Origin of the sequence: Streptomyces sp. NPDC059816 (assembly GCF_042732055.1) — a bacterium.
Classification (GTDB): Bacteria; Actinomycetota; Actinomycetes; order Streptomycetales; family Streptomycetaceae; genus Streptomyces.
Window position 1 is genome coordinate 69,209 of the sequence record NZ_JBHWIQ010000024.1, and the last position, 21,592, is coordinate 90,800.

Below are 21,592 nucleotides of genomic sequence, written 5' to 3' on the forward strand. Positions count from 1 at the left end.
CCGGGCGCCCCCGCGCACCCCCCCCCCCACGCGCTCCCCCGACGCCCCCCCCCCCCCCGCCCCCCCGCGGGAGAAAACCAAACAGCGGCCCACCACGCCGCCCCCCGGGCAGGACGCCCCGGGCGCCGCCCCCCCCCCCCCGCCACCGGAAGGGGTGAAGAGACGTAACTTTCGCGTACGGACGGCGTTCGGTCGCGCTATGGATCACGACGACCGCATGGAGTGACCTCCGGGCCGGGCCGGAAGCTCTCCTGATGATCGGTCAACTCTCCGGGTAGGCCCAGGGGTTGGCCCGGCAACTGATGCCGTCGTGGGCGAGGAACTTCGTCTGCTGCTGCATCACGGGGGCGAGTTCGCCGTCCGTTTGGCAGCTCACATGACCGAAGCCCAGCCGGTGCCCCACCTCGTGGTTGATGAGCATCTGCCGGTACGCGTGAATGCGCTTGCCGTAGGTCTCGGAGCCCTGCGCCCAGCGGTAGGCGTTGATCATCACGCGTTCGGTGCTGGCCGAGTCGCAGGAGACGTTGTCGATGGTGGTGTTGAGGCCGGACTTGGCGCACCACTGGCCGGTGGTCCCGGGACTCGCCAGGGTGATGACGAAGTCCGCCTCCCCCGAGGAGACCCGTTCGAAGGTACGGGCTCCGCCGTGGGCCCAACTGCGTTCGTCGTTCAGGGTCTTGTGGATCGCGTCGGCGAACAGTCGACCATCGAGGCCGAGGCCCCGCTCCACGTCGACGCGGTAGCGGAACCGCTGTCCCTTGCCGGGCGCCTTGACGAAACCGGGGACGGCGTCGAACTTCCCGGACGCTGTGAGCTCCGGGTCGAGCGGGTAGGTCCGCCCCATCTGCTCCGCGTACGTCGGGGGCTTCGCGACGGCCGGCTTGTCGGACGGGGTGGGCCGGCTGTCGGAGCGCGACGGCGCATCGTCGCGCTGCCGGTCGGTCTCCTCCGCGGCGCGGGTGTGCCCGGCGGTGCCACCGTCGCGCTCGGCCACCTGTCCGGCGACGACGACGGCGAGGACGGTGGTCACCGCGGCGGCGGTGATCCCGGTGAAGGTACGGCTCTTGCCTCCCCGGCCCGCAGGCCCCGACGGGTCGTGGCCCCGCTCGTCGCCGGGCCCGCGCGGCGGCGGTACCGCGGCCCGACGGCGGGCCCGTCCGGCGGCGGGCCGCCCGGGGTCGGCCCGGTGTTCGACCTCCTCGACGGCCGCGGAGGCAGGGGAATCGAGGGGGTCGGCGAGTTCGACGTCGTCCCAGCGGGTGACGGAGGCGTAGGGGTCGGCGGGGGCGTACGGGGGTCCGGCGGGCGGGGCGCCGGGGGTCGCGGGCCCGGTTCCGTACGGGCCAGAACGGTAGGGCGCCGGGAGGACCGTCCGTGGGCCCGCGGCGCCGGGGGCCGATCCGTGGGACCCCGCCGTGAACACGTCGTCCGCGCCGTCGGCACCGAATGCGTCGACGTAGTCCTGTCGGGGCCCGGGCACATGGGGGCGCCGGGGGGACGGCGGGGCGTGGCCGGCGCCGGGAACGGTGCCCCAGCCTCCCCCGGCCTCCCGCTGCTCGGGGTGTCCGCCCCGCACGGAGGGCACGCCCCGGGCGGGGGTCCCCTCGGCGTACGGCGGCGCTTGCGGGGTCCGCGGCTGTCCCGCCCGCGGCTCGCGAGCAGCGGCGGAAGGCTCTCCGGACCGGGGCGCGGCAGCGCGCGGCGCGGCGGCGTCACCCTTCTTCGCCGCAGGGCCCTTGCGGCTATGGCGTCCCACGCGGCGTCTCAGCTCCCCGTCTGCGCGTCGGCGGACTCATCCGTACCGGAGGGTCCCACAGTCGCGCGTCCGCTGTCCCGCCCACCGTCGTTCCGGTCCGTGCCGCCCGTTCTCGCGGCGGCCCCCGCGAGGTCCCGGACCAGGTCGTGGAAGGCGGTGGCGACGAGGTCGGGGTACTCCATCATGGCGACGTGCCCGGCGTCCGGCAGGGTGAGCAGTCGAGAACCCCGGAAGGAACGTGCCGCCCGTTCCGCCATGCGGGCGGAGACCAGCTGGTCGCGCCCGCCGTACACCAGCAGGGTCGGGGCGAGCACCCGTTCGGCCTGCCGCCACAGTCCGTGCTGCCCGCCGAGGGTGTAGGCGTCGACGATGCCGCGGGTGGAGCGGGCCATCGCGTCCCAGAAGTGGGGCAGCGTCTGGCGGTGCTCCATCTCCGCGACGGCCTCGGCGAAGCCCTGGGGCGTGACCCGTTCCGGATCGCCCCAGCACAGGCCGGCCACGCCGCGGACGCGCTGCTCGGCCGACCAGTCCCGGGTCAGCCGGGTGAACAGCGCGGCGACCCCGGGCAGCGCCAGCAGGGCCGTCGGCACCGCGGTGCGCTGGACGCGCAGTTCCGGCAGGGCGGGCGAGACCAGGGTCAGCGAGCGCACGAGGTCCGGCCGGACGGCGGCCACCCGGGTGGTGATCGCACCGCCCAGGGAGTTGCCGAACAGGTGCACGGGGCCGCGGCCGGCGGAGTCCAGGTAGCGGATCACCGCACGGGCGTGCGCGGTCACCGAGTAGGCGCCGTCCTCGGGGGGCGGCGAGTCGCCGAAGCCCGGCAGGTCGAGCGCCTCGCTGTGCACGAGGCCGTCGAGGAGGGGCATCAGGGCGGACCAGTTCCGTGAAGAACCGCCGAGCCCGTGGACGTAGAGCGCAGGTGGCAGGCCGGGGCGGGCCGCGGGGCGCGAGCGCACGGCGAGGGACAGCCCGGGGAGCCGGACGGAGTGCAGCCGTTCCCCCTCCGCGGCCCTGACCGCGCCGACCCGTGGCACGGCCGCGGCTGACAGGTGCGGCGACTCCGACGAAGACATGCGGCAATGTTACGAGACCATCACGCCCGGTTTCCTGTGTTCGCCGTCACAGACTGGGCGTAGCGTGGGTGCACCGGCACCCTCCCCCCACGAGGGGCCGGACGCCCCACCGCTCGGGAAGAGGACAGCATGGCCACCGACCCCACCGACCCCGGGACCCGGCGCTCCGAGGACGCCCGGGAAGCCGCGCAGGCCAGGACCGCCCACGACGTCGAGGCGCCGGAGGCGGACACGGCGGAGCAGCTGACCGAGCTCGCACCGGAGCAGGACGACGCGGTCCCGGGCTCCGATCCCGCTTCCGCCGACGAGGGGGACCGCGCCGAGCAGGCCCGCGTGGTGGCACTGGACGAGGACGACTACCGCTGACCGGACACCGCTGACGCACGGCGGCACGGGCCGTCGGCGGGCGCGGGCCGGTAGCGCTGGCGCAGCGCCCGCTGCGCGCCCTGTGTACGGTTCCCCCTGCGTCCGGGGCGTTCCCGCCCCGTCCGGTACGTGAAATTCTGCCCTCGCGCCGCGCGCCGAGGGGTTACCGAAAAGTACGATGGGCGTCGCGGCGCACACCGCACACGGTCGATCTTGGGAGGCGGCGTGACAGCCATCGAGCAGACAGACGCGGCCCGCCCGCGGGGCACCCGCCTCCCGCGGCGTGCCCGGCGCAACCAGCTCTTGGGCGCCGCCCAGGAGGTGTTCGTCGCCCAGGGTTACCACGCAGCCGCGATGGACGACATCGCGGAGCGCGCGGGGGTCAGCAAGCCGGTGCTGTACCAGCACTTCCCGGGCAAGCTCGATCTGTACCTGGCGCTCCTGGACCAGCACTGCGAGGCACTGCTCCGGGCGGTGCGCGGGGCCCTCGCCTCGACCTCGGACAACAAGCAGCGGGTGGCGGCCACGATGGACGCCTACTTCGCGTACGTGGAGGACGAGGGCGGCGCGTTCCGGCTGGTCTTCGAGTCGGACCTGACCAACGAGCCGGCCGTCCGGGAACGGGTGGACCGGGTGAGCCTCCAGTGCGCGGAGGCGATCTCCGAGGTGATCTCCGAGGACACGGGCCTGCCCAAGGAGGAGTCGATGCTCCTCGCGGTCGGGCTCGGCGGCGTCTCCCAGGTGGTGGCCCGCTACTGGCTGTCCAGCGGCAGCGACATCCCCCGGGACACGGCCGTGCACCTGCTGACCTCCTTGACCTGGCGCGGCATCGCCGGCTTCCCGCTGCACGGCACGGAGCAGCCGCAGTAGCCGCGGCGGTCGACCCGGTACGACGAACGGACCGCACCCGCGCGCTGTTCGCTACCGGCGTGCCCCACCGTGGCTTTCCCCCCGGCGCACCGGGCTAGTGTGTGCCAGGTACGGCGCGGAGGGTCGCGCACATCAAGACCGTCGGAGGGACATAGCCGTGGAGGTCAAGATCGGCGTGCAGCACGCGCCCCGCGAGATCGTTCTGGAGAGCGGTCAGACCGCCGAGGAGGTCGAGACCGCGGTGGCCGAGGCGCTGTCCGGCAAGTCTCAGCTGTTGAGCCTGGTGGACGATCACGGCCGCAAGGTGCTCGTGCCGGCCGACCGGCTCGCGTACGTGGAGCTCGGTGAGCCGACGCAGCGCAAGGTGGGCTTCAGCGCGCTGTAGGCGGCCGTCCGCCCGTGCGGTGACGCGGGCCCGCAGACACGACGGAGCGGTCCGGTGGGGTGAATCCCGCCGGGCCGCTCCTTCGTGTGCGCACCGGGACAGGATTGCCCGCTCGGCGGCGGGGGTAGATCCGCTGCACGGACGACGGATGCGGCGGAACCGCGTGGGAGGGACCACGGCATGGTTTGGGTGGCGATGGGTTCCGCGGTGATCGGACTCGGTCTGGCGCTGGCCGTACTGCGGTTGCGGGCGGATCGGCTGCCCGCGGTTCGGCTGGTGCTGACCACGGGGGTGGTGGGGGCGTTGTTCGGTGCGTTCGTGACGCGTACGGCTCTCGGGGATCCCGGGGTCGCCACGACGCTGTTCGGTGCGGCGACGCTTGCGGTTGCGCTGCTGTCCCTGTTGTTGCGCCCCCACCGCGTACGCCGCTCTGCTCCTGCTTGACCGTCGCACCCGGTTGCGCTGTCCCGTGCGGGTGCGCTGGGGTTGCCCGCGCAGTTCCCCGCGCCCCTTGAGTACGCCCTGACGCCCGTGCGCTGTCCTGTGCGGTGCGCTGCGCCCCTCGGTGCGTCCCGGTGGGCCTGCGCTGTCCCGTGCGGGTGCGCTGGGTGGTTGCGCAGTTCCCCGCGCCCCCTTAGGGGGTACGTCCTGACGGCCGTGCGCTTGTTCCGTGCGGGTGCGCTGCGCCCCTTGCGTACGTCCCGGTGGGCCTGCGCTGTCCCGTGCGGGTGCGTCCCGCTGTTGCGCAGTTCCCCGCGCCCCTATCGGGGCACCCTAGGCCGGCGGATCCCCTGAGCCCGACGGACCCCGTCAGCGCGGCGGGGCCCGTCAGAGGGGCGGAGCCCCATGGGGGCGCGGGGAACTGCGCGGGCAACCACGACGCACCCGCAGGGAACAGCGCACCGCAGGAGGCAACCCCCTAGGGGCGCGGGGAACGGCGCAATCGCCCAGCGGAACGCACCCGCAAGGGGCGCGGGGAACGGCGCGAGCAACCACAGCGCACCCGCACCCGACGTCAAGGGGAACGCCGCCAAGAACGACAGCGCACCGCGCGCATCACGCAGCCAACCCCAACGCAGCCATCCGCTTCGTGTGCGCCTCGGTGATCCGCGAGAACATCCGCCCGACCTCGGCCAGGTCGAACCCGTCCGCGACCCCACCCACCAGCATCGTCGACAGCGCATCGCGCTCCGCGACCACCCGCTGGGACTGCGACAGCGCCTCCCCCATCAGACGTCGCGCCCACAGGGCGAGCCGTCCCCCGACCCGGGGATCCGCGTCGATGGCCGCGCGCACCTTCTCGATGGCGAACCCGCCGTGCCCCGTGTCGTCGAGGACGGCGAGCACCAGCGCCCGGGTGTCGGAGTCGAGCCGGGCGGCGACCTCGCGGTAGAAGTCGCTGGCGATGGAGTCGCCCACGTACGCCTTGACCAGGCCCTCCAGCCAGTCCGACGGCGCGGTCTGCCGGTGGAACCCGTCCAGCGCGGCGACGAACGGCTGCATCGCCTCGGTGGGCTCGACCCCGACCGCCGCCAGTCGGTCCCGCAACTGCTCGAAGTGGGCGAACTCGGCCGACGCCATCTTGGCGAGCGCGGCCTTGTCGGCGAGGGTGGGCGCGAGCTTCGCGTCCTCCGCGAGCCGTTCGAACGCCGCCAGCTCCCCGTACGCGAGCGCGCCGAGCAGATCGACGACCGCGGCCCGGTACTGGGGGTCGGCGGAGGCGCGGTCCCAGTCCTGGGCGGCGACCCCGGTGGGTTCGGCGGGCGTTTCGGCAGCGTGGTCAGGCGTCGTCATGAAGCGCACAATAGCCCGCGCGGCCGACCCGGGAAGGCCCTGGTCAAGGAGTGTGGCGACGGGCGCACGAGCGGTGCACGGGGCGTGCGCGAGCCACCCTGCGACCGTGACGTGACGAATTCGGCCACCGCACCTGCGCGATTCCGGGGTATGGTGGTAATGCGCCCGCTGAGTGCGCCGATGTACCACGATGGTCATGTGAACGGGTGACCACGGCAGGTTGAGTCGGCGAACACGACGGGCACAGGAATGAGGATGCCCGGTCGCTGGCCCGATCGGCTCCGACCAGACAGCCCTCCCAGGTACGGCACAGTGCGTACCGACGATGGAGGGGCCCTCATAGCGGTACGAGAGTTTCGAGCGTCGGCTGTGGTCCCGCGCCACCCGGTTCGCGAAGGCGGCCGGGGTTCACCGGCACGGTACAAGACCCCCAAGCGCTCACTCCGCACCGCGTCTCACAGAAGAGGCACCACCCTGATTACGCAGACGCAAGCGACGACTTTCCGAGATCTCGGAATCCTTCCCGAGACCGCCGAGTCCCTTGAGGCCGTCGGTATCACGACGCCCTTCCCGATCCAGGAGATGACCCTCCCCGTCGCCCTCTCCGGCACGGACGTGATCGGCCAGGCGAAGACCGGTACCGGCAAGACCCTCGGGTTCGGCCTCCCGATCCTGGAGCGGGTCACCGTCCCGGCCGATGTCGAGGCGGGACGCGCCACCCCCGAGCAGTTGACCGACGCACCGCAGGCGCTCATCGTCGTACCGACCCGTGAGCTGTGCACCCAGGTCACCAACGACCTGCTCACCGCGGGCAAGGTACGCAACGTCCGGGTCACCGCGATCTACGGCGGCCGGGCCTACGAGCCGCAGGTCGAGACCCTGCGCAAGGGCGTCGACGTGGTCGTCGGCACCCCCGGACGCCTGCTCGACCTCGCGGGCCAGAAGAAGCTCGACCTCACGCACATCCGGTGCCTCGTCCTGGACGAGGCCGACGAGATGCTGGACCTGGGCTTCCTGCCGGACGTCGAGAAGATCATCAACATGCTGCCGCCGAAGCGGCAGACCATGCTGTTCTCCGCGACGATGCCCGGCGCCGTCATCGGTCTGGCGCGCCGCTACATGTCGCAGCCCACGCACATCCGCGCCACCGCGCCGGACGACGAGGGCGCGACCGTCGCGAACACCTCGCAGCACGTGTACCGCGCGCACTCCATGGACAAGCCGGAGATGGTCGCCCGCATCCTCCAGGCCGAGGGCCGCGCCCTGGCGATGGTCTTCTGCCGGACGAAGCGCACCGCGGCCGACATCGCCGAGCAGCTCCAGCGGCGCGGCTTCGCCTCCGGTGCCGTCCACGGCGACCTGGGCCAGGGCGCCCGGGAGCAGGCGCTGCGGGCGTTCCGCAACGGCAAGGTCGACGTGCTGGTGTGCACGGACGTGGCCGCGCGCGGCATCGACGTCGAGAACGTCACGCACGTGATCAACTACCAGTCCCCCGAGGACGAGAAGACGTATCTGCACCGCATCGGCCGCACCGGTCGCGCGGGTGCCTCGGGTACGGCGATCACCCTGGTCGACTGGGACGACATCCCGCGCTGGCAGCTCATCAACAAGGCGTTGGACCTGCCCTTCACCGATCCGCCGGAGACGTACTCCACGTCCCCGCACCTCTTCGCCGAGCTGCGCATCCCCGAGGGCACCAAGGGCATCCTGCCGCGTTCGGAGCGGACCCGGGCCGGGCTCGCCGCCGAAGAGGTCGAGGACCTCGGCGAGACCGGGCGCAGCCCGCGCGGTCGTGGTGGACGGGCCCCCGTCGCCGCCGCCCCGCAGGAACGCGAGCGGCCCGCCCGGACGCCGCGCAGTCGTCGTCGGACCCGTGGCGGGACCCCGTTGGAGGACGCCGCCGCGAACCCGACCGCGTCGAACACCGGCACGCAGTCGCCGGTCGAGCCCTCGCCCGAGGTCGTGGAGGCGCCCCGGCGTCGCCGCCGGACGCGTTCCGGTGCCACCGCCGGCGCAGCGCAGGGACCCGAGCTGGCCGCCGTGGCGGACGTCGAGGCCGTGACCGCTTCCGCGACGGTGGCCGAGGCCCCCGTCGCCGAGGAGGTCGAGGCGAAGCCCCGGCGCCGTCGGACCCGCAAGGCCGTCGAGGCACCGGCCGTGGTGGCCGAGGTCGCGGAGCCGAGCACCGAGGTGGCCGTCGAAGCGGTGACCGCGGAGCCCGAGGTCAAGCCGCGCCGTCGGACCCGCAAGGCGGTGGCCGCCCCCGAGGCGGAGGCCGTCGCGCCGACCGTCGAAGAGGCGCCGACCGTCGTGGCGGCCCCGGCCGCCGAAGACGCGGTGGATGCCGCGGAGGCCAAGCCGCGTCGCCGCACCCGTAAGAAGGCCGTCGCCACGGAGCCGGAGGCGCCCGTCGCCCCCGTCACCGCCGAGGAGGCTGCCGAGCCGGCCGCCGCCCCCAAGCGACGCACCCGCAAGAAGGCGGTCGCCCCCGTGGAGACCGCCACCGCCCCGGCCGCCGAGGCCGACGGCGGGGAGCCCACCGAAGCGCCGGCCAAGCCGCGCCGCACGCGTGCCAAGAAGGCCGCGGCGGTCGTCGAGCCCGCCGCTTCCGAGGCCGCGGACCCCGAGGCGAAGCCCCGGCGGCGCCGCACCCGCAAGGTGGCCGAGGCCCCCGAGGGCTGAGGTCGCGCACCTGACGGCCGGCGGCCCGGCACCCCGACACACGGGGGTGCCGGGCCGCCGTCGTGTCCGCCCGGCGCAACCTCCGCCTCGGCGGGGCGGCCCTTCCCGGCGACGGTTAGCCTTCGGGTATGAGCAGGCCCTCGACCTTCGTGCCGCCCCCGGGAGTCTCCGCACGGGTGATCTCCACGCCCCGCGGCGAGTTCGCCGCCCTCGACACGGACGGAGCGGACCGTCCGGACGGTCCCCTGCGCGGCACCGCGCTGCTGCTGCCCGGGTTCATGGGCAGCAAGGAGGACTTCATCGCACTGCTCCTGCCGCTGGCCGCCCGGGGCTACCGCACGGTGGCCGTCGACGGGCGCGGCCAGTACGAGTCGGCCGGCCCCCACGACGATCCGGCGCCCTACGCCCAGGAGGAGTTGGCGCGCGACGTGCTGGCCCAGCGGGACGCCCTCGCGGCCTCCGGCCCGGGCCCGGTCCACCTGCTGGGGCACTCGTTCGGCGGCCATCTGGCGCGCGCGGCGGTCCTGGCCGAGCCGGCGGCGTTCGCGTCGCTCACCCTGATGGCCTCCGGCCCCGCCGAGATATCCGCGCCGCAGCGCGAGCGCGTCAAGCTGTTGCGGGACGCCCTCGCCGTGCTCGACATGGGCCGGGTGTGGGAGGCGATGCAGTCGTTGGAGGCCCCCGCGCCCGAGGACGCCGCCACCGGCGCGGCGTCCGCAGACGGGTCCGCGACGGACGCAGACGGGTCCGCGACGGACGAGGCGGCGCTGCGCGCCCGCTGGCTGCGCAACAGCCCCGCCCAGATCCTCGCCGCCGGGCGACTGCTGTGCACGGAGCCGGACCGGGTGCCCGAGCTGGCCGCGCTCCCCCTGCCCCGGCACGTCATCTCGGGCGAGCGGGACGAGACCTGGCCGGTGCCGCTGCTCGACGAGATGGCCGACCGCCTCGCCGCGCGCCGCACGGTCGTCGTGGGCGCCGAACACTCCCCCAACACCGAGCGCCCCGCGCAGACCGCCACCGCCCTCGCCGACTTCTGGGACGCGGTCCCGCTCTGACGGGCCCGGCGCCCGGACCGGCCGTGCCGGCTGTGCCGGCCCGGTAGTGACGTGCTCAGTACTGGGTGCGCAGGTGCTCCCAGAAACCGTCGCGCAGGCTGCGTCGCAGGTCGGAGTGTCCGCGGAGCGAGTACTGGAGCTTGTTCTCCGCCTCCACCAGCAGGTCCTGGTCCACTGAGCCCGGCAGGTAGGGGTGTCCGGGCAGCAGATCGGCCAGGGCTTCGCGCCCCCGGGCGGCGAGCCACTTCGCGGCGATCTGCGCCCCCACGAACCGCACGTCCTCCCGGCTGGGCCGGGGAGTGTTCTGGGTCTCGTACGAGGAGACGGTCCGCCGGGACACGTACGGCTTGAAGAACTCCAGGTCGAAGACGCGCTGGCTGTCCACCTCCCACAGCAGGGGCTCGGCCTGGTTGCGGCCCTCGGGCGCCTCGACGCCCCACAGGTGGACCCGTGCCCCGTACCCCTGGGCCGCCTCCACCGCCGACACCAGGTCCTCGTCCCCGCCGAGCAGGGCCGCGTCGCTGATCGCCCGGTGTCGGGCCAACGACTCCAGGTCGGTGCGGATCAGGGAGTCGACGCCCTTCTGCTGGTTGTTGGCGTTGAGGTTGCCGAGCCTGACCTTGACGTCCGGCAGCTCGGCGATGGTCTGCTGTTCGGCGGTGTGGATGCGGCGGCGGGCCCCGTCGTACCAGTAGACGCGCAGCAGGCGGCTGTCGGCGAAGATGGTGCGGGCCCGGTCGATGAACGCCTCGATCAACCCCTCGGCGTCCAGGTCGAAGGCGCGCCGGTCCTCCGTCCCCGCGACGAGCCGGCCCGCCGCCGCGTAGACGTAGCCGGCGTCCACGAAGATCGCATGGGTGGCGGGCGTCTTGGCGACCTCGGCGACCATGCGCCGCAACAGTTCGTTGGTGAGGTCGAGCCGGGCGAGCAGGGCGGCGGACTCCTCGGCCCCCGGGGCCGGGGCGCCAGGGGCACCCCGGTGCGTCCCGGACGTTCTCACGGGTGTGACATCCGGCCCTGACCAGGGCGCACCCTGCTGTTCCTCGCTCATCGCCCCCATTGTCCGGGGCGCGCCGGAAGGGACACAACCCGTCCCACGACACCGACGTTCTTTAGTCCGGCGAAAATTTTCCTTAGTGTAGGGAATGAATACGGTGCACATCGTGCTGTACGGGGAGTGAGCGCACGTCCCGGGGCCCCCTGCGGCTGCCCGGCGTGCGACGCGCTCTTGACGGACCGGCTCGCCCCCGGCCCCGGAATTCCGGTGGTCGTGCGGGTGCGCGTCCGGTCCGTACGACCAGTTCTCCCTCCGGGGAGGATCACGCAGACGAAGGGAGAAGCTCTTGCGCTTCGAGATCATGCGCCTGAACGACGTCGACGGCAGCGCCGAAGAATCGACCGTCGTGGACGCCGCCTCCGTCAACCGGATCGTCCAACAGGCCGCCGCCATCGGGCAGCGGCTGTACATCCGCCCGGCGGAACCGTCCGCCTCGTAACAGCGCCGACGGGCACGCGGCCGACGGTCGCCGCGCCCGGTGTGTGACAGGGCCCCCGAACGACACGACGTCGTCACCGGGGGCCCTGTCGTGTGTCCAGGGGGCTGCTGCGTGTCCAGGGGGCTGCTGTGTCCAGAGGGCTCAGGCGGCCTTGATGACCTGGGTGACGCCGTTGATGATCTGCTGCACGGCGATGGCGGACAGCATCATGCCGGCGAGCCGGGTCACCAGGACCACTCCGCCGTCCTTGATGACCCGGATGATCAGCAGCGAGTACCGCATGGCGACCCAGAGCACCAGGTGGATCGCGATGATCGCGACCCACACCGACACCTGCGCGCCCACGGTGTCGGCCTTCTGCACGGCGAGGATCACCGAGACGATGGCACCGGGCCCGGCGAGCAGCGGCATGCCGAGCGGGACCAGGGCGACGTTGACGTCCTTGGTCTGCTTCGGTTCGTCGGTCTTGCCGGTGAGCAGGTCCAGGGCGATCAGCAGCAGCAGCAGTCCGCCCGCAATCATCAGGGCGGGCACGGAGACGTGCAGGTAGTTGAGGATCTCGTGGCCGAGCAAGCCGAACAGGGCGATCACCCCGAAGGCGACGCAGACCGCCTGGAAGGCCATCCGCTTCTGGACGCGGGTGGGTCGTCCGGAGGTCAGCGCGAGGAAGATCGGGGTGATTCCCGGCGGGTCCATGATGACGAAGAGGGTCAGGAACAGGGACCCGAACACAGCGAGGTCGAACACGGTAGGTAGTGCCTTGCGGGAGGGAGCGGGCGCCGTTCGGCGCAGCTCGGAGCGGTACGGGAGGGAACCTGCGTCCCGGACGGGGCACGGGAGCGCAGGGTGATGACGGCCGGCCGGCGCGCTGGGCCCGGGAGCGGGCTCGGGCGGGCGGCACGGGGCCCGGGGCGCGTACGGCCCGTGGGCGGGGGGTCAGCCGTCGGTGGTCAGCGGGGCGGGGGTTCCCCCGGCCCCGGGCACCGGGAACGCGCCGGTCGCGCGGCGGGTGATCTCGCCGTAGATCTCGGGGTCCGTGGTGAACTCGCCGAGCAGGCAGGTCTTGCGGCTGCCGTGGTAGTCGCTGGAGCCGGTGCCCAGGATCCCCAGTTCGGCGGCGAGTCCCCGCAGCCGGGCCCGGGTGGCGGGTTCGTGGTCCATGTGGTCGACCTCGATGCCGTCGAGTCCGGCGGCGGCCAGCGCGGCGATCGTCGCCTCGGACACCGTCGCGCCGCGGTGGACGGCACCGGGGTGCGCGAGGACGGTGACGCCGCCGGCGGCCTTGACCAGGCGGACCGCGTCGAAGGGGTTGAGTTCGTGCTTGGCGACGTACGCGCGGCCGCTGTCCCCGATCCACTGGGGGGCGAACGCCTCGGAGATCGAGGAGACGACACCGAGTTCCATCAGCGCCTCGGCGACGTGCGGACGTCCCACGGAGCCGTTGCCGGCGATCCGGGCGACCTGTTCCCAGGTCACCGGTACGCCGAGGCCCTGGAGCCGGGTCACCATGCCCCGGGCGCGCGGCACCCGGTCGTCACGGACCAGTTCGCGCTGGGCGAGCAGTTCGGGCTCGTCGGGGTCGAAGAGGTAGGCGAGCATGTGCAGGCCCACGCCGTCGAGGCGGCAGGAGAGTTCCGCGCCGGGGACCAGCGTCAGGTGTTCGGCGCCGGATGCGGGGTCCGCGAGGGCGGCCCGGGCCTCGGCGTGGCCGCGGGTGGTGTCGTGGTCGGTGAGCGCGACGACGGCGAGCCCGCTCGCGGCGGCCTTGCGGACGAGTTGGGCGGGGGTGTCCGTGCCGTCGGACGCGGTGGAGTGGGTGTGCAGGTCGATGCGCACGACGGACTCCAAACCGACTCGGCCCCACGGGGAACGCGGGACACAGGGACGCTCCAGAATAACCGGCCGTAGCGGCGTTCCGACCGTCCGGATACTGAGGCGGTGGCCACACTCCGGGGTTGGCTGCGGGTGGTCGGTGGGTGTCGGAGGGCGGTCAGCCGGTCAGGGGGACAGCAGCCGGGGGGAGAGTGCCCCGCAGGGCAGGAGGTCCATCTCGGCGCCGGCGTCCCGCAGATCGGTCAGGACCAGCTCGTCGTACATCAGCAGGCCGGACTGTTCGGGCCAGACGACCGCCCACAGCCACAGGCCGCGGGCCTCGCCGGCGAAGACCGCACGGTCGGGCGGCGCTCCGGAGACGTGCCACAGCGGGCTCGGGCGGCCGGAGGCGAGGACCTTGGCCTCGGGCGGCTTCTCGACGCTGATGTGCGGGCCCGGGTCGGGGCCGTCGACGCCGGCGTACCGGGCGCCGAGTCCGACGCCGAGTTCCTCGGCGACCAACAACAGCTCGCCGATGCCGCCGAGCGGCCCGGGGCCGGAGCAGGCGACGACGGTGGCCCGGCCGCCGCTGCGGTCGTCACCGGCGTAGCCGACGCCGGTGAAGAGCCAGCCGACGGGCAGCGGCCAGGGCATCCAGACGGGGACCCGGGCGCGGTTCACGACCACGCCGAGGGCTTCGACGCTGGGCGGGATCACGGGCTGGAGTGGCTGCACCGCCCCGTGCAGGGCGCACTGCCACGTATCGGCGAAGAGTCCGGGAGCCCTGACCCGGCCTCCACACTTCGGGCAACTGGGTTCGCCCCTCATAGCCGTCAACGGTCCCCCCTGACCGTCCGCGAGTCAAGGAAGATCAAAGGATGATCACCCGACTGCGCGCCCCGCGCCCGCAGTGACAGCCCCCGCCGCCGGACCCGTACTGCTGGACCGCGCCACCGGACCCGCGGGCCGGGGGCGCGGCGGGACGTCAGCCGAGCGGGGCCTCAGTCGAGCGGGACGCCCGCCCGCAGCGGATCGCGCAGGTCGGTGCCGCGCGCCAGCCACCGTTCGTGGAGGGCGCCCGCGCCGTGCACCCGCTTCCACGCGGCCTCGTTCGGGGTCATCGGCAGCAGCGGCAGGAAGGCGACGGCCTCGCGCGGCGGGTCCGGCTCCAGATCGGGGACGAGTCCACCGGGTTCGGCGACGAGCACGGAGGTGAAGGGCGCCCCCGGCCACAGCGGTCCGCCGACGTCGAGCGAGGCGCCCGGGGTGACCACCAGCCCTTCGACCTGCGGGCTCGCCGCCAGCACGGCCAGGGTCCGCAGCACCCCGTCGGTGTCGGCGATCCCACGGCGGACGGTGAGGACCAGCTCGGCCCGCGGCCCGCGCTCGGGGTCGGCGACCAGCGCCGTGGGGTCGCTCATGGGGCGGGCGGACATCCCCAGGGTGACGTAGCGGACGTACGGACCGGGCTCCCCCGGCGTCCCGGGGCCGGCCGGCGGGCCCTCGACGAAACGCAGGACCTCGATCCGGTCGGTGCCGAGGAACGTGACCGCCGCCCGGGCGTCCGGTTCCCCGAAGGTCGTACGCAAACGGGCCTCGACTAGCGGGAGAACATCTGCCATGACCGCGAGGATAGAACGCCCGTCCGGTCGTCAGAATCCGCATGTCACAGGCGTGTCGGGGAGGAGCGCCGGGGACGGCGGGTGTCAGGGAGCCGTAGCGGAACGGTGGGAAGGCGCCCTTGACACGTCAACCGACTGCTAGTCTTGGCCGCTGTTCGGGACGGTCTTCCCAGCGGTACGCATCGGCGTCGCGCTCACGTCCCGGAACCTTGGACATCCCCCACGGGGGACCGGCCGGAGGAGGTGGGGCTGTCATGGATCGAAGTCGATCGTGCAGTATCACCCGCTCTTCCGGTCGCTGAGTCCGTAGCTCCGCCGGTCACGGTCCCGCTCCACGCACCGTCCGGCTCCTACCGCTTCGCGTACGCGCCCCCTTCGGGCCCCTTCCCGTTCGGTCCGCCCCGTCATCCTTCGGGGACGGACACCGGGTCCCCCGTTCCGTCGCCGGTCCACCACCGGCGTCCGGTCGCGCGTGACGGAAGAGCACAGCGTTCCCACCGGGCCCACCCCGGCCCGTCCACCGTGCCCGGCCCTGCCCGGCCCGGTGCCGTACGGCCGTGTCAGCGGTGCAAGGCCGCTGCCGCGCACGCAGTACCCGCAGTTGTGAACCAGTAGCGAAACGCGAAGGAGCCGCCACCACGGTGCGGTGCTCCCCGCTTTGTGGACGTGCCACACATCGACCGTTCCGTCGATCCCTGCGATCCGACCGGAACACCGCGGCGCGGACGTCCCCATTCCGGGCAGTTCCACCCGTCGTCCGCGGCTCCCCGGTGCGAAGGAGTCCGCCCATGTCGATGATCCGTGACCTGCGTGCAGCCGTTCGGCCCGCCCACCGCAAGGACGACAGCGCCTACGACACCACCCGCGATCCGGCGACGCCCTCGGCGATCGTCGACTGCGCGGTCTACCGCGACGGCCGCCGCGTCGACTCGGCGGAGTGCCTGACCCCGCACGGCGCGATGCTCCAGGTGCGGCGGGACGGCGGATTCGCATGGATCGGCCTGCACGAGCCCACCGAGGCCGAGTTCGCGGTGATCGCAGCCGAGTTCGGGTTGCACCCGCTGGCCGTCGAGGACGCCGTCCACGCCCACCAGCGGCCCAAGCTGGAGCGGTACGACGACACCCTCTTCACCGTCTTCAAGACCATCCACTACGTCGAGCACGACGAACTCACCGCGACCAGCGCCATCGTGGAGACCGGCGAGGTCATGTGCTTCACCGGCGCGGACTTCTTCATCACCGTCCGGCACGGCGGCCAGGGCTCGCTGCGGGCGCTGCGCAGTCGCCTCCAGAGCGAACCGGAGCTGCTCGCCAAGGGCCCCTCGGCGGTCCTGCACGGCATCGCGGACCATGTCGTGGACGGCTATCTGGCGGTCGCCGACGCGGTGCAGGACGACGTCGACGAGGTCGAGACCGAGGTGTTCTCGCCCGGTCGGCGCGGGGTGGCGCGCGGGGTGGACGCCGGGCGGATCTACCAGCTCAAGCGGGAGGTGCTGGAGTTCAAGCGGGCGGTGGCCCCGCTGGCCCGGCCGATGCAACTGCTGAGCGAGCGGCCGATGCGGCTGGTCGACCCGGACATCCAGAAGTACTTCCGTGACGTGGCCGACCACCTCACCCGGGTGCAGGAGCAGGTCACCGGCTTCGACGAGCTGTTGAACTCGATCCTCCAGGCCAATCTGGCGCAGGCGTCCGTCGCGCAGAACGAGGACATGCGGAAGATCACCTCCTGGGCCGCGATCATCGCGGTGCCGACGATGGTCTGCGGGGTGTACGGGATGAACTTCGAGCACATGCCGGAGCTGGGCTGGCGGTACGGGTACCCGATGGTGCTCGGCGTCACGGTCGTCATCTGCCTCACCATCCACCGCACCCTGAAGCGCAACGGCTGGCTGTGACCGCAGGGGCGCCGCGCGTGGCCGGGGCGGTGCGCGCGCTGTCTACTCTTGCCCCATGACGGAATCACCTCTCGACCGGGCGCTCGTCGAGGAAGCCACCAAGAAGTCCGGGCTGATCTGGGTCCGGGGCGACGGCCCGGACCGACCGCTGTGGCACGTGTGGCACGAGGGCGCCGCGCTCGTCCTGGGCGACGGTCCGGGCGAACAGCCGCTGCCGGGGCTGGTCGACGGGGGCACGGCGACCGTCACCGTGCGCAGCAAGGACAAGGGCGGGCGGCTGGTCGCCTGGACCGCCCGGGTGGTGGAACTCGCACCGGACGGCGAACAGTGGACGGCGGCCGTCCAGGAGCTGAAGGGCAAGCGGCTGAACGCGCACGACGGGGAGGAGGCGCCCGGACGGTGGGCGCGGGAGTGCCGAGTGCTCCGTTTGGAGGTGGGCGCCGTCGACGCCGAGGTGCCGACGGGGTCCCTCGCGGCGGTGCCGCTGGAGACCCCGGTGACCACCCGTCAGCCCGCTCCCGCGGCGCTGCCCAAGCTGTTGCTGCGGCGGCGGCGCGGACGCTGAGCCGGTGCCGGGGATCCGTCAGGACGCGGGCAGCTTCCGACCGTAGTCGACGACCTCGGAGGGCGCCGGCTTCTTCAGCGGGACGTCGCGGTTCCAGTCGCTGAGGCTGATCGTCCCGGCGCCCCCGGCCCGGACCAGGCGCAGCGGGTAGGGGGTGCCCTCCAGGGAGACGTCGAGGGTGCCGCCCGCGCCCTGGTCGCCGGTGAGCCGGATGGTCTTGATCCCGCCGGCGGCCCCCCGTTCGCCCTTCTCCAGCGTGCCGTGCAGGGTGATCAGCCCGTCGAGCAGCAGGTCCATGTCGGCGAAGCCGCTCAGCTGCTGGTAGGAGGGGTCGCCGTCGGGAACCTTCACGTACTTGCCGTCGAGCTTCTCGGCGGCGGCCCGGTCCGATGCGGCCTTCTCCGGGGTGGTTTCGGAGCCCTTCGACCCGTGGGTCCAGAACGAGGAGTCGGCCTTGAGGTAGAGCTCCTCGCCGATCCTGAGCAGGCGGATCGTGCCGCCCTTGGAGCGCACCGACCCGGTGCCGCCCCGGTCCGACAGGCGCATGTCGAGGTGGTAGCCCTGGCCCTTGACCCGGACGGTGCCCGACAGCCGGACGGCCGCGGCCCGCTCCGCGGCGAGCCGGGTCTTGTTCTGGATCTCGGTGGCCGACAGCTTGCCGACCCCGTTGGTGCCCTGGTCGGGGTCCGGGGGGGCGTCGCCGCCGCAGCCCGCGAGCCCCAGGGTGGCGACCATCGTTCCCGCGCACACCATGCTCACCATCACCGCGCGCCGACCCCGGCGCAGGGGAACCGCTGACACAGACGGGGCTGCCTCTCGTACGGGGGACCGCCGCGATGAACGGTGGTGCACGGCAGCGTACCGGTGCTGTCCGCACCCGCCCGACCCAGTCCTTCGGGTTCCCGTGAGCGGGCGTCACCTACCCGGACGGGCTAGCCTGAAGCGCGAATTACCGGACAAACACCAAGAAGGGCCCATAGAGACGACACGTGCGGGTGGGACGTACGTGCGCGGCGCGGCACACACGAGGGAGGCACGTACATGGCAGCGGGTGCTCCTCGGATCTTCGTCTCCCACCTGTCCGGCGTCACGGTGTTCGATCCCGGTGGTGACCACGTCGGCCGGGTGCGCGACCTGGTCGCCATGTTGCGGGTCGGGCACCGGCCCCCGCGCCTGCTCGGCCTGGTGGTGGAGCTGACCTCACGGCGCCGGATCTTCCTGCCGATGACGCGGGTGACCGGTGTCCAGGCCGGCCAGGTGATCACCACGGGGGTGCTGAACGTGCGGCGCTTCGAACAGCGGCCGACCGAGCGGCTGGTCTTCGGGGAGTTGTTGGACCGACGGGTGCGCTTGGTGGACACCGGCGAGGAGGTCACGGTGCTCGACCTGTCCGTGCGGCAGCTGCCGGCGCGCCGGGACTGGGAGATCGACCGGATCTTCGTCCGCCGGGGCGCCCCCCGCCGCACCGCGGGCTTCCGACGGCACAAGGGCGAGGCGCTCACCGTCGGCTGGGAGGCCGTCACCGGCTTCTCGCTGGACGAACAGGGGCAGGGCGCGGAGACCCTGCTCGCCACCTTCGAACAGCTGCGCCCCGCCGACCTGGCGAACGTGCTGCACCACCTGTCCGCCAAGCGTCGCGCCGAGGTGGCCGCCGCGCTCGACGACGACCGGCTCGCGGACGTCCTGGAGGAGCTGCCCGAGGACGACCAGATCGAGATCCTCGGCAAGCTGAAGGAGGAGCGCGCGGCGGACGTGCTGGAGGCCATGGACCCGGACGACGCCGCCGACCTGCTGTCCGAGCTGCCCGAGCAGGACCAGGAGCGGCTGCTGAGCCTGATGCAGCCCGATGACGCGGCGGACATGCGGCGGCTGATGGCGTACGAGGAGCGCACCGCGGGCGGGTTGATGACCACCGAGCCGGTGGTGCTGCGGCCCGATGCGACGGTCGCCGACGCCCTGGCCCGGGTCCGCAACCCGGACCTGTCGCCGGCGCTCGCCGCCCAGGTGTACGTGTGCCGCCCGCCGGACGAGACGCCGACCGGGAAGTACCTGGGGACGGTGCACTTCCAGCGGCTGCTGCGGGACCCCCCGTACACGCTGGTGAGCTCGATCCTCGACGACGACCTCCAGGCGCTGTCGCCGCAGGACTCGCTGCCGGCGGTCGCCGGTTTCTTCGCGACGTACGACATGGTGGCCGCGCCGGTCGTGGACGACGGCGGTTCGCTGCTCGGGGCGGTGACCGTGGACGACGTCCTGGACCATCTGCTGCCCGAGGACTGGCGGGAGCACGAGTTCCACGAGTTGGCGGACGGGACCGGCGGCGAGGAGGCACCCGGACATGGCCGCTGACCGGGAGCAGACCCGGCCCCGGGTCCGGCTGGACCAGCCGCTCGCCCCGCGCCGCCGGCTGTGGCCCGACTACGACCCGGACGCCTTCGGGCGGCTGACCGAGCGGATCGCCCGGTTCCTCGGCACCGGACGGTTCATCGTCTGGATGACGTTCACGATCATCTGCTGGGTCGTGTGGAACATCTGGGCGCCGCCCGCGGTCCGCTTCGACCAGTACCCGTTCATCTTCCTGACCCTCGCCCTGTCGCTCCAGGCCTCGTACGCGGCGCCGCTGATCCTGCTCGCGCAGAACCGGCAGGACGACCGGGACCGGGTCAACCTGGAGCAGGACCGCAAGCAGAACGAGCGCTCGATCGCCGACACCGAGTACCTGAGTCGGGAGGTCGCGGCGCTGCGGACGGGGCTCGGCGAGGTGGCGACCAGGGACTGGATGCGCTCCGAGCTGGAGGGGCTGCTGAGGGAGCTCGACGAGCGGCGCGGCAGACCCGTGGAGCCCGCCGTGCGCCGGCCCCCGGGACGTGACGCAACCGATCGCTGACGGCCTCACCGGGCCCCGGTGGGGCGCCGTACCATCGACGGTATGGCTACGGAAGACGCGGTGCGCGAAGCACTGGCGACGGTGAACGACCCCGAGATCCAGCGACCCATCACCGAGCTGGGGATGGTCAAATCGGTGGAGATCGGTGCGGACGGCGTGGTCGCCGTGACCGTCTACCTCACGGTCTCCGGTTGCCCGATGCGCGAGACCATCACCACCAACGTGACCGAGGCGGTGGCCCGCGTCGAAGGCGTCACGCGGGTCGACGTCACCCTCGACGTGATGAGCGACGAACAGCGCAAGGAACTGGCCTCCGCCCTGCGCGGCGGAGGGGCCGAACGCGAGGTGCCGTTCGCCCAGCCCGGGTCGCTGACCCGGGTGTACGCGGTGGCCTCCGGCAAGGGCGGCGTCGGCAAGTCGTCCGTGACGGTGAACCTCGCGGCGGCGATGGCCGCCGACGGCCTGAAGGTCGGGGTCGTGGACGCCGACATCTACGGGCACTCGGTGCCGCGGATGCTGGGCGTCGACGGACGACCCACCCAGGTCGAGAACATGATCATGCCGCCCTCCTCGCACGGGGTGAAGGTGATCTCCATCGGCATGTTCACGCCCGGCAACGAGCCCGTGGTGTGGCGGGGCCCGATGCTGCACCGGGCGCTCCAGCAGTTCCTGGCGGACGTGTTCTGGGGCGACCTCGACGTGCTGCTGCTCGACCTACCGCCCGGCACCGGTGACATCGCGATCTCGGTCGCGCAGCTGGTGCCCAATGCGGAGATCCTCGTCGTCACGACCCCGCAGCAGGCCGCCGCCGAGGTCGCGGAGCGGGCCGGTTCGATCGCCGTGCAGACCCATCAGAAGATCGTCGGCGTGGTCGAGAACATGGCCGGGCTGCCGTGTCCGCACTGCGACGAGATGGTCGACGTGTTCGGCACGGGCGGCGGGCAGTCGGTCGCCGACGGGCTGACCCGGATCACCGGGGCGAACGTGCCGGTGCTGGGCTCCATCCCGATCGACGTGCGGCTGCGGGAGGGCGGCGACGACGGCACCCCGGTGGTGCTCTCCGACCCGGGCTCCCCGGCGGGCTCGGCGCTGCGCGCGATCGCCGGCAAGCTGGGCGGCCGGCAGCGGGGACTGGCGGGCCTCTCGCTGGGCATCACGCCCCGCAACAAGTTCTGACGCGGGTACGGGCCCGGGGGCAATCGCCTCGCCCCCGGTGCCCGACGGGCAGCATCATGACGCCGATGCGCATCACGACCTGCCGAGCGGAAGACCTGGACCCGCTCGAAGAAGCCCTGCCCTCGTCGAGCGCCGTCTCCTACCACCTCCGGCGGTAC

Annotated in this window: 21 protein-coding genes; 12 read left to right on the plus strand and 9 right to left on the minus strand. The window is 73.0% G+C overall.

Going from position 1 to position 21,592, the window contains the following annotated elements; translation table 11 throughout:
• Positions 1 to 262: 262 nt before the first annotated feature.
• Both ACFV88_RS27435 and ACFV88_RS27440 read right to left on the minus strand, forming a co-directional pair.
• Entirely contained in the window at positions 263 to 1,756 is a 1,494-nt protein-coding gene (locus tag ACFV88_RS27435) for a DUF3152 domain-containing protein (RefSeq protein WP_385494580.1), read from the minus strand.
• A gap of 8 nt (positions 1,757 to 1,764) precedes the next feature.
• Entirely contained in the window at positions 1,765 to 2,829 is a 1,065-nt protein-coding gene (locus tag ACFV88_RS27440; protein ID WP_385494582.1) for an alpha/beta fold hydrolase, read from the minus strand.
• Between the two features lie 129 nt (positions 2,830 to 2,958).
• Here ACFV88_RS27440 and ACFV88_RS27445 point away from each other — a divergent pair, with 129 nt between their 5' ends.
• The 4 genes from ACFV88_RS27445 (at position 2,959) to ACFV88_RS27460 (ending at position 4,894) form a co-directional block, all read left to right on the plus strand.
• A complete protein-coding gene (locus ACFV88_RS27445) occupies positions 2,959 to 3,195 on the plus strand; it encodes a hypothetical protein (RefSeq protein WP_385494583.1) in 237 nt (78 codons plus the stop codon).
• 225 nt (positions 3,196 to 3,420) lie between these two features.
• Complete coding sequence (locus tag ACFV88_RS27450; protein ID WP_385494584.1) at positions 3,421 to 4,065, plus strand: TetR/AcrR family transcriptional regulator; 645 nt, start codon at positions 3,421 to 3,423, stop codon at positions 4,063 to 4,065.
• Between the two features lie 157 nt (positions 4,066 to 4,222).
• Complete coding sequence (locus tag ACFV88_RS27455; RefSeq protein WP_385494585.1) at positions 4,223 to 4,450, plus strand: DUF3107 domain-containing protein; 228 nt, start codon at positions 4,223 to 4,225, stop codon at positions 4,448 to 4,450.
• Positions 4,451 to 4,630: 180 nt separating this feature from the next.
• Positions 4,631 to 4,894 (plus strand): hypothetical protein, encoded by a 264-nt coding sequence (locus tag ACFV88_RS27460; RefSeq protein WP_385494586.1) that lies wholly within the window; start codon positions 4,631 to 4,633, stop codon positions 4,892 to 4,894.
• Positions 4,895 to 5,506: 612 nt separating this feature from the next.
• Here ACFV88_RS27460 and ACFV88_RS27465 read toward each other — a convergent pair.
• On the minus strand, positions 5,507 to 6,244 hold the full coding sequence (locus tag ACFV88_RS27465) for a ferritin-like fold-containing protein (protein WP_385494588.1): 738 nt from the start codon (positions 6,242 to 6,244) through the stop codon (positions 5,507 to 5,509).
• Between the two features lie 582 nt (positions 6,245 to 6,826).
• Here ACFV88_RS27465 and ACFV88_RS27470 point away from each other — a divergent pair.
• Together ACFV88_RS27470 and ACFV88_RS27475 are read left to right on the plus strand one after the other, a co-directional pair.
• Positions 6,827 to 8,926, plus strand: coding sequence for a DEAD/DEAH box helicase (locus ACFV88_RS27470; RefSeq protein ID WP_385494589.1), 2,100 nt, complete (start codon positions 6,827 to 6,829; stop codon positions 8,924 to 8,926).
• A 128-nt stretch (positions 8,927 to 9,054) separates the two neighbouring features.
• The gene (locus tag ACFV88_RS27475; protein ID WP_385494590.1) at positions 9,055 to 9,981 is read left to right on the plus strand and encodes an alpha/beta fold hydrolase; all 927 of its coding nucleotides are present in this window, start codon (positions 9,055 to 9,057) and stop codon (positions 9,979 to 9,981) included.
• Between the two features lie 55 nt (positions 9,982 to 10,036).
• Here ACFV88_RS27475 and ACFV88_RS27480 read toward each other — a convergent pair whose 3' ends face one another.
• Positions 10,037 to 11,032 (minus strand): NYN domain-containing protein, encoded by a 996-nt coding sequence (locus tag ACFV88_RS27480; protein WP_385494592.1) that lies wholly within the window; start codon positions 11,030 to 11,032, stop codon positions 10,037 to 10,039.
• A gap of 292 nt (positions 11,033 to 11,324) precedes the next feature.
• On the opposite strand from ACFV88_RS27480, the gene ACFV88_RS27485 reads away from it, so the two are divergent.
• Positions 11,325 to 11,477, plus strand: coding sequence for a hypothetical protein (locus tag ACFV88_RS27485; protein ID WP_385494593.1), 153 nt, complete (start codon positions 11,325 to 11,327; stop codon positions 11,475 to 11,477).
• A gap of 141 nt (positions 11,478 to 11,618) precedes the next feature.
• Here the strand turns inward: ACFV88_RS27485 and ACFV88_RS27490 are convergent, their stop codons facing one another.
• From ACFV88_RS27490 to ACFV88_RS27505, 4 genes are all read right to left on the minus strand, one after another.
• The gene (locus ACFV88_RS27490) at positions 11,619 to 12,224 is read right to left on the minus strand and encodes a MarC family protein (protein WP_385494594.1); all 606 of its coding nucleotides are present in this window, start codon (positions 12,222 to 12,224) and stop codon (positions 11,619 to 11,621) included.
• Positions 12,225 to 12,413: 189 nt separating this feature from the next.
• Positions 12,414 to 13,313 carry a PHP domain-containing protein gene (locus ACFV88_RS27495; protein WP_385494595.1) on the minus strand — a complete coding sequence of 300 codons (900 nt, stop codon included), beginning with the start codon at positions 13,311 to 13,313 and terminating at the stop codon, positions 12,414 to 12,416.
• Between the two features lie 162 nt (positions 13,314 to 13,475).
• Positions 13,476 to 14,117, minus strand: coding sequence for a DUF6758 family protein (locus tag ACFV88_RS27500; protein ID WP_385494596.1), 642 nt, complete (start codon positions 14,115 to 14,117; stop codon positions 13,476 to 13,478).
• A gap of 173 nt (positions 14,118 to 14,290) precedes the next feature.
• Positions 14,291 to 14,911 carry a suppressor of fused domain protein gene (locus ACFV88_RS27505; protein ID WP_385494597.1) on the minus strand — a complete coding sequence of 207 codons (621 nt, stop codon included), beginning with the start codon at positions 14,909 to 14,911 and terminating at the stop codon, positions 14,291 to 14,293.
• 788 nt (positions 14,912 to 15,699) lie between these two features.
• On the opposite strand from ACFV88_RS27505, the gene ACFV88_RS27510 reads away from it, so the two are divergent.
• Together ACFV88_RS27510 and ACFV88_RS27515 are read left to right on the plus strand one after the other, a co-directional pair.
• Entirely contained in the window at positions 15,700 to 16,806 is a 1,107-nt protein-coding gene (locus ACFV88_RS27510; protein ID WP_385494598.1) for a magnesium and cobalt transport protein CorA, read from the plus strand.
• 55 nt (positions 16,807 to 16,861) lie between these two features.
• Complete coding sequence (locus ACFV88_RS27515; RefSeq protein WP_385494599.1) at positions 16,862 to 17,371, plus strand: hypothetical protein; 510 nt, start codon at positions 16,862 to 16,864, stop codon at positions 17,369 to 17,371.
• 18 nt (positions 17,372 to 17,389) lie between these two features.
• Here ACFV88_RS27515 and ACFV88_RS27520 read toward each other — a convergent pair whose 3' ends face one another.
• Positions 17,390 to 18,172, minus strand: a complete 783-nt coding sequence (locus tag ACFV88_RS27520) for a hypothetical protein (protein WP_385494600.1) — start codon at positions 18,170 to 18,172, stop codon at positions 17,390 to 17,392.
• 240 nt (positions 18,173 to 18,412) lie between these two features.
• On the opposite strand from ACFV88_RS27520, the gene ACFV88_RS27525 reads away from it, so the two are divergent.
• Genes ACFV88_RS27525 through ACFV88_RS27535 form a run of 3 tightly spaced genes read left to right on the plus strand, consistent with a single transcriptional unit; the run spans position 18,413 to position 21,434 of the window.
• Positions 18,413 to 19,720, plus strand: coding sequence for a magnesium transporter MgtE N-terminal domain-containing protein (locus ACFV88_RS27525; RefSeq protein WP_385494601.1), 1,308 nt, complete (start codon positions 18,413 to 18,415; stop codon positions 19,718 to 19,720).
• Entirely contained in the window at positions 19,710 to 20,258 is a 549-nt protein-coding gene (locus ACFV88_RS27530) for a DUF1003 domain-containing protein (RefSeq protein WP_385494602.1), read from the plus strand. Before ACFV88_RS27525 ends, ACFV88_RS27530 begins: the two co-directional genes overlap by 11 nt.
• A 42-nt stretch (positions 20,259 to 20,300) precedes the next feature.
• Entirely contained in the window at positions 20,301 to 21,434 is a 1,134-nt protein-coding gene (locus tag ACFV88_RS27535) for an Mrp/NBP35 family ATP-binding protein (protein WP_385494603.1), read from the plus strand.
• Positions 21,435 to 21,592 lie beyond the last annotated feature (158 nt).

Excerpts from the sequence above, each read along its gene's own strand:
- ACFV88_RS27440 (WP_385494582.1), bottom strand. The coding sequence starts at position 2,829 with ATGTCTTCGTCGGAGTCGCCGCACCTGTCAGCCGCGGCCGTGCCACGG.
- ACFV88_RS27445 (WP_385494583.1), top strand. The coding sequence starts at position 2,959 with ATGGCCACCGACCCCACCGACCCCGGGACCCGGCGCTCCGAGGACGCC.
- ACFV88_RS27460 (WP_385494586.1), top strand. The coding sequence starts at position 4,631 with ATGGTTTGGGTGGCGATGGGTTCCGCGGTGATCGGACTCGGTCTGGCG.
- ACFV88_RS27465 (WP_385494588.1), bottom strand. The coding sequence starts at position 6,244 with ATGACGACGCCTGACCACGCTGCCGAAACGCCCGCCGAACCCACCGGG.
- ACFV88_RS27470 (WP_385494589.1), top strand. The coding sequence starts at position 6,827 with ATGACCCTCCCCGTCGCCCTCTCCGGCACGGACGTGATCGGCCAGGCG.
- ACFV88_RS27475 (WP_385494590.1), top strand. The coding sequence starts at position 9,055 with ATGAGCAGGCCCTCGACCTTCGTGCCGCCCCCGGGAGTCTCCGCACGG.
- ACFV88_RS27480 (WP_385494592.1), bottom strand. The coding sequence starts at position 11,032 with ATGAGCGAGGAACAGCAGGGTGCGCCCTGGTCAGGGCCGGATGTCACA.
- ACFV88_RS27500 (WP_385494596.1), bottom strand. The coding sequence starts at position 14,117 with ATGAGGGGCGAACCCAGTTGCCCGAAGTGTGGAGGCCGGGTCAGGGCT.
- ACFV88_RS27505 (WP_385494597.1), bottom strand. The coding sequence starts at position 14,911 with ATGGCAGATGTTCTCCCGCTAGTCGAGGCCCGTTTGCGTACGACCTTC.
- ACFV88_RS27510 (WP_385494598.1), top strand. The coding sequence starts at position 15,700 with ATGTCGATGATCCGTGACCTGCGTGCAGCCGTTCGGCCCGCCCACCGC.
- ACFV88_RS27515 (WP_385494599.1), top strand. The coding sequence starts at position 16,862 with ATGACGGAATCACCTCTCGACCGGGCGCTCGTCGAGGAAGCCACCAAG.
- ACFV88_RS27525 (WP_385494601.1), top strand. The coding sequence starts at position 18,413 with ATGGCAGCGGGTGCTCCTCGGATCTTCGTCTCCCACCTGTCCGGCGTC.
- ACFV88_RS27530 (WP_385494602.1), top strand. The coding sequence starts at position 19,710 with ATGGCCGCTGACCGGGAGCAGACCCGGCCCCGGGTCCGGCTGGACCAG.
- ACFV88_RS27535 (WP_385494603.1), top strand. The coding sequence starts at position 20,301 with ATGGCTACGGAAGACGCGGTGCGCGAAGCACTGGCGACGGTGAACGAC.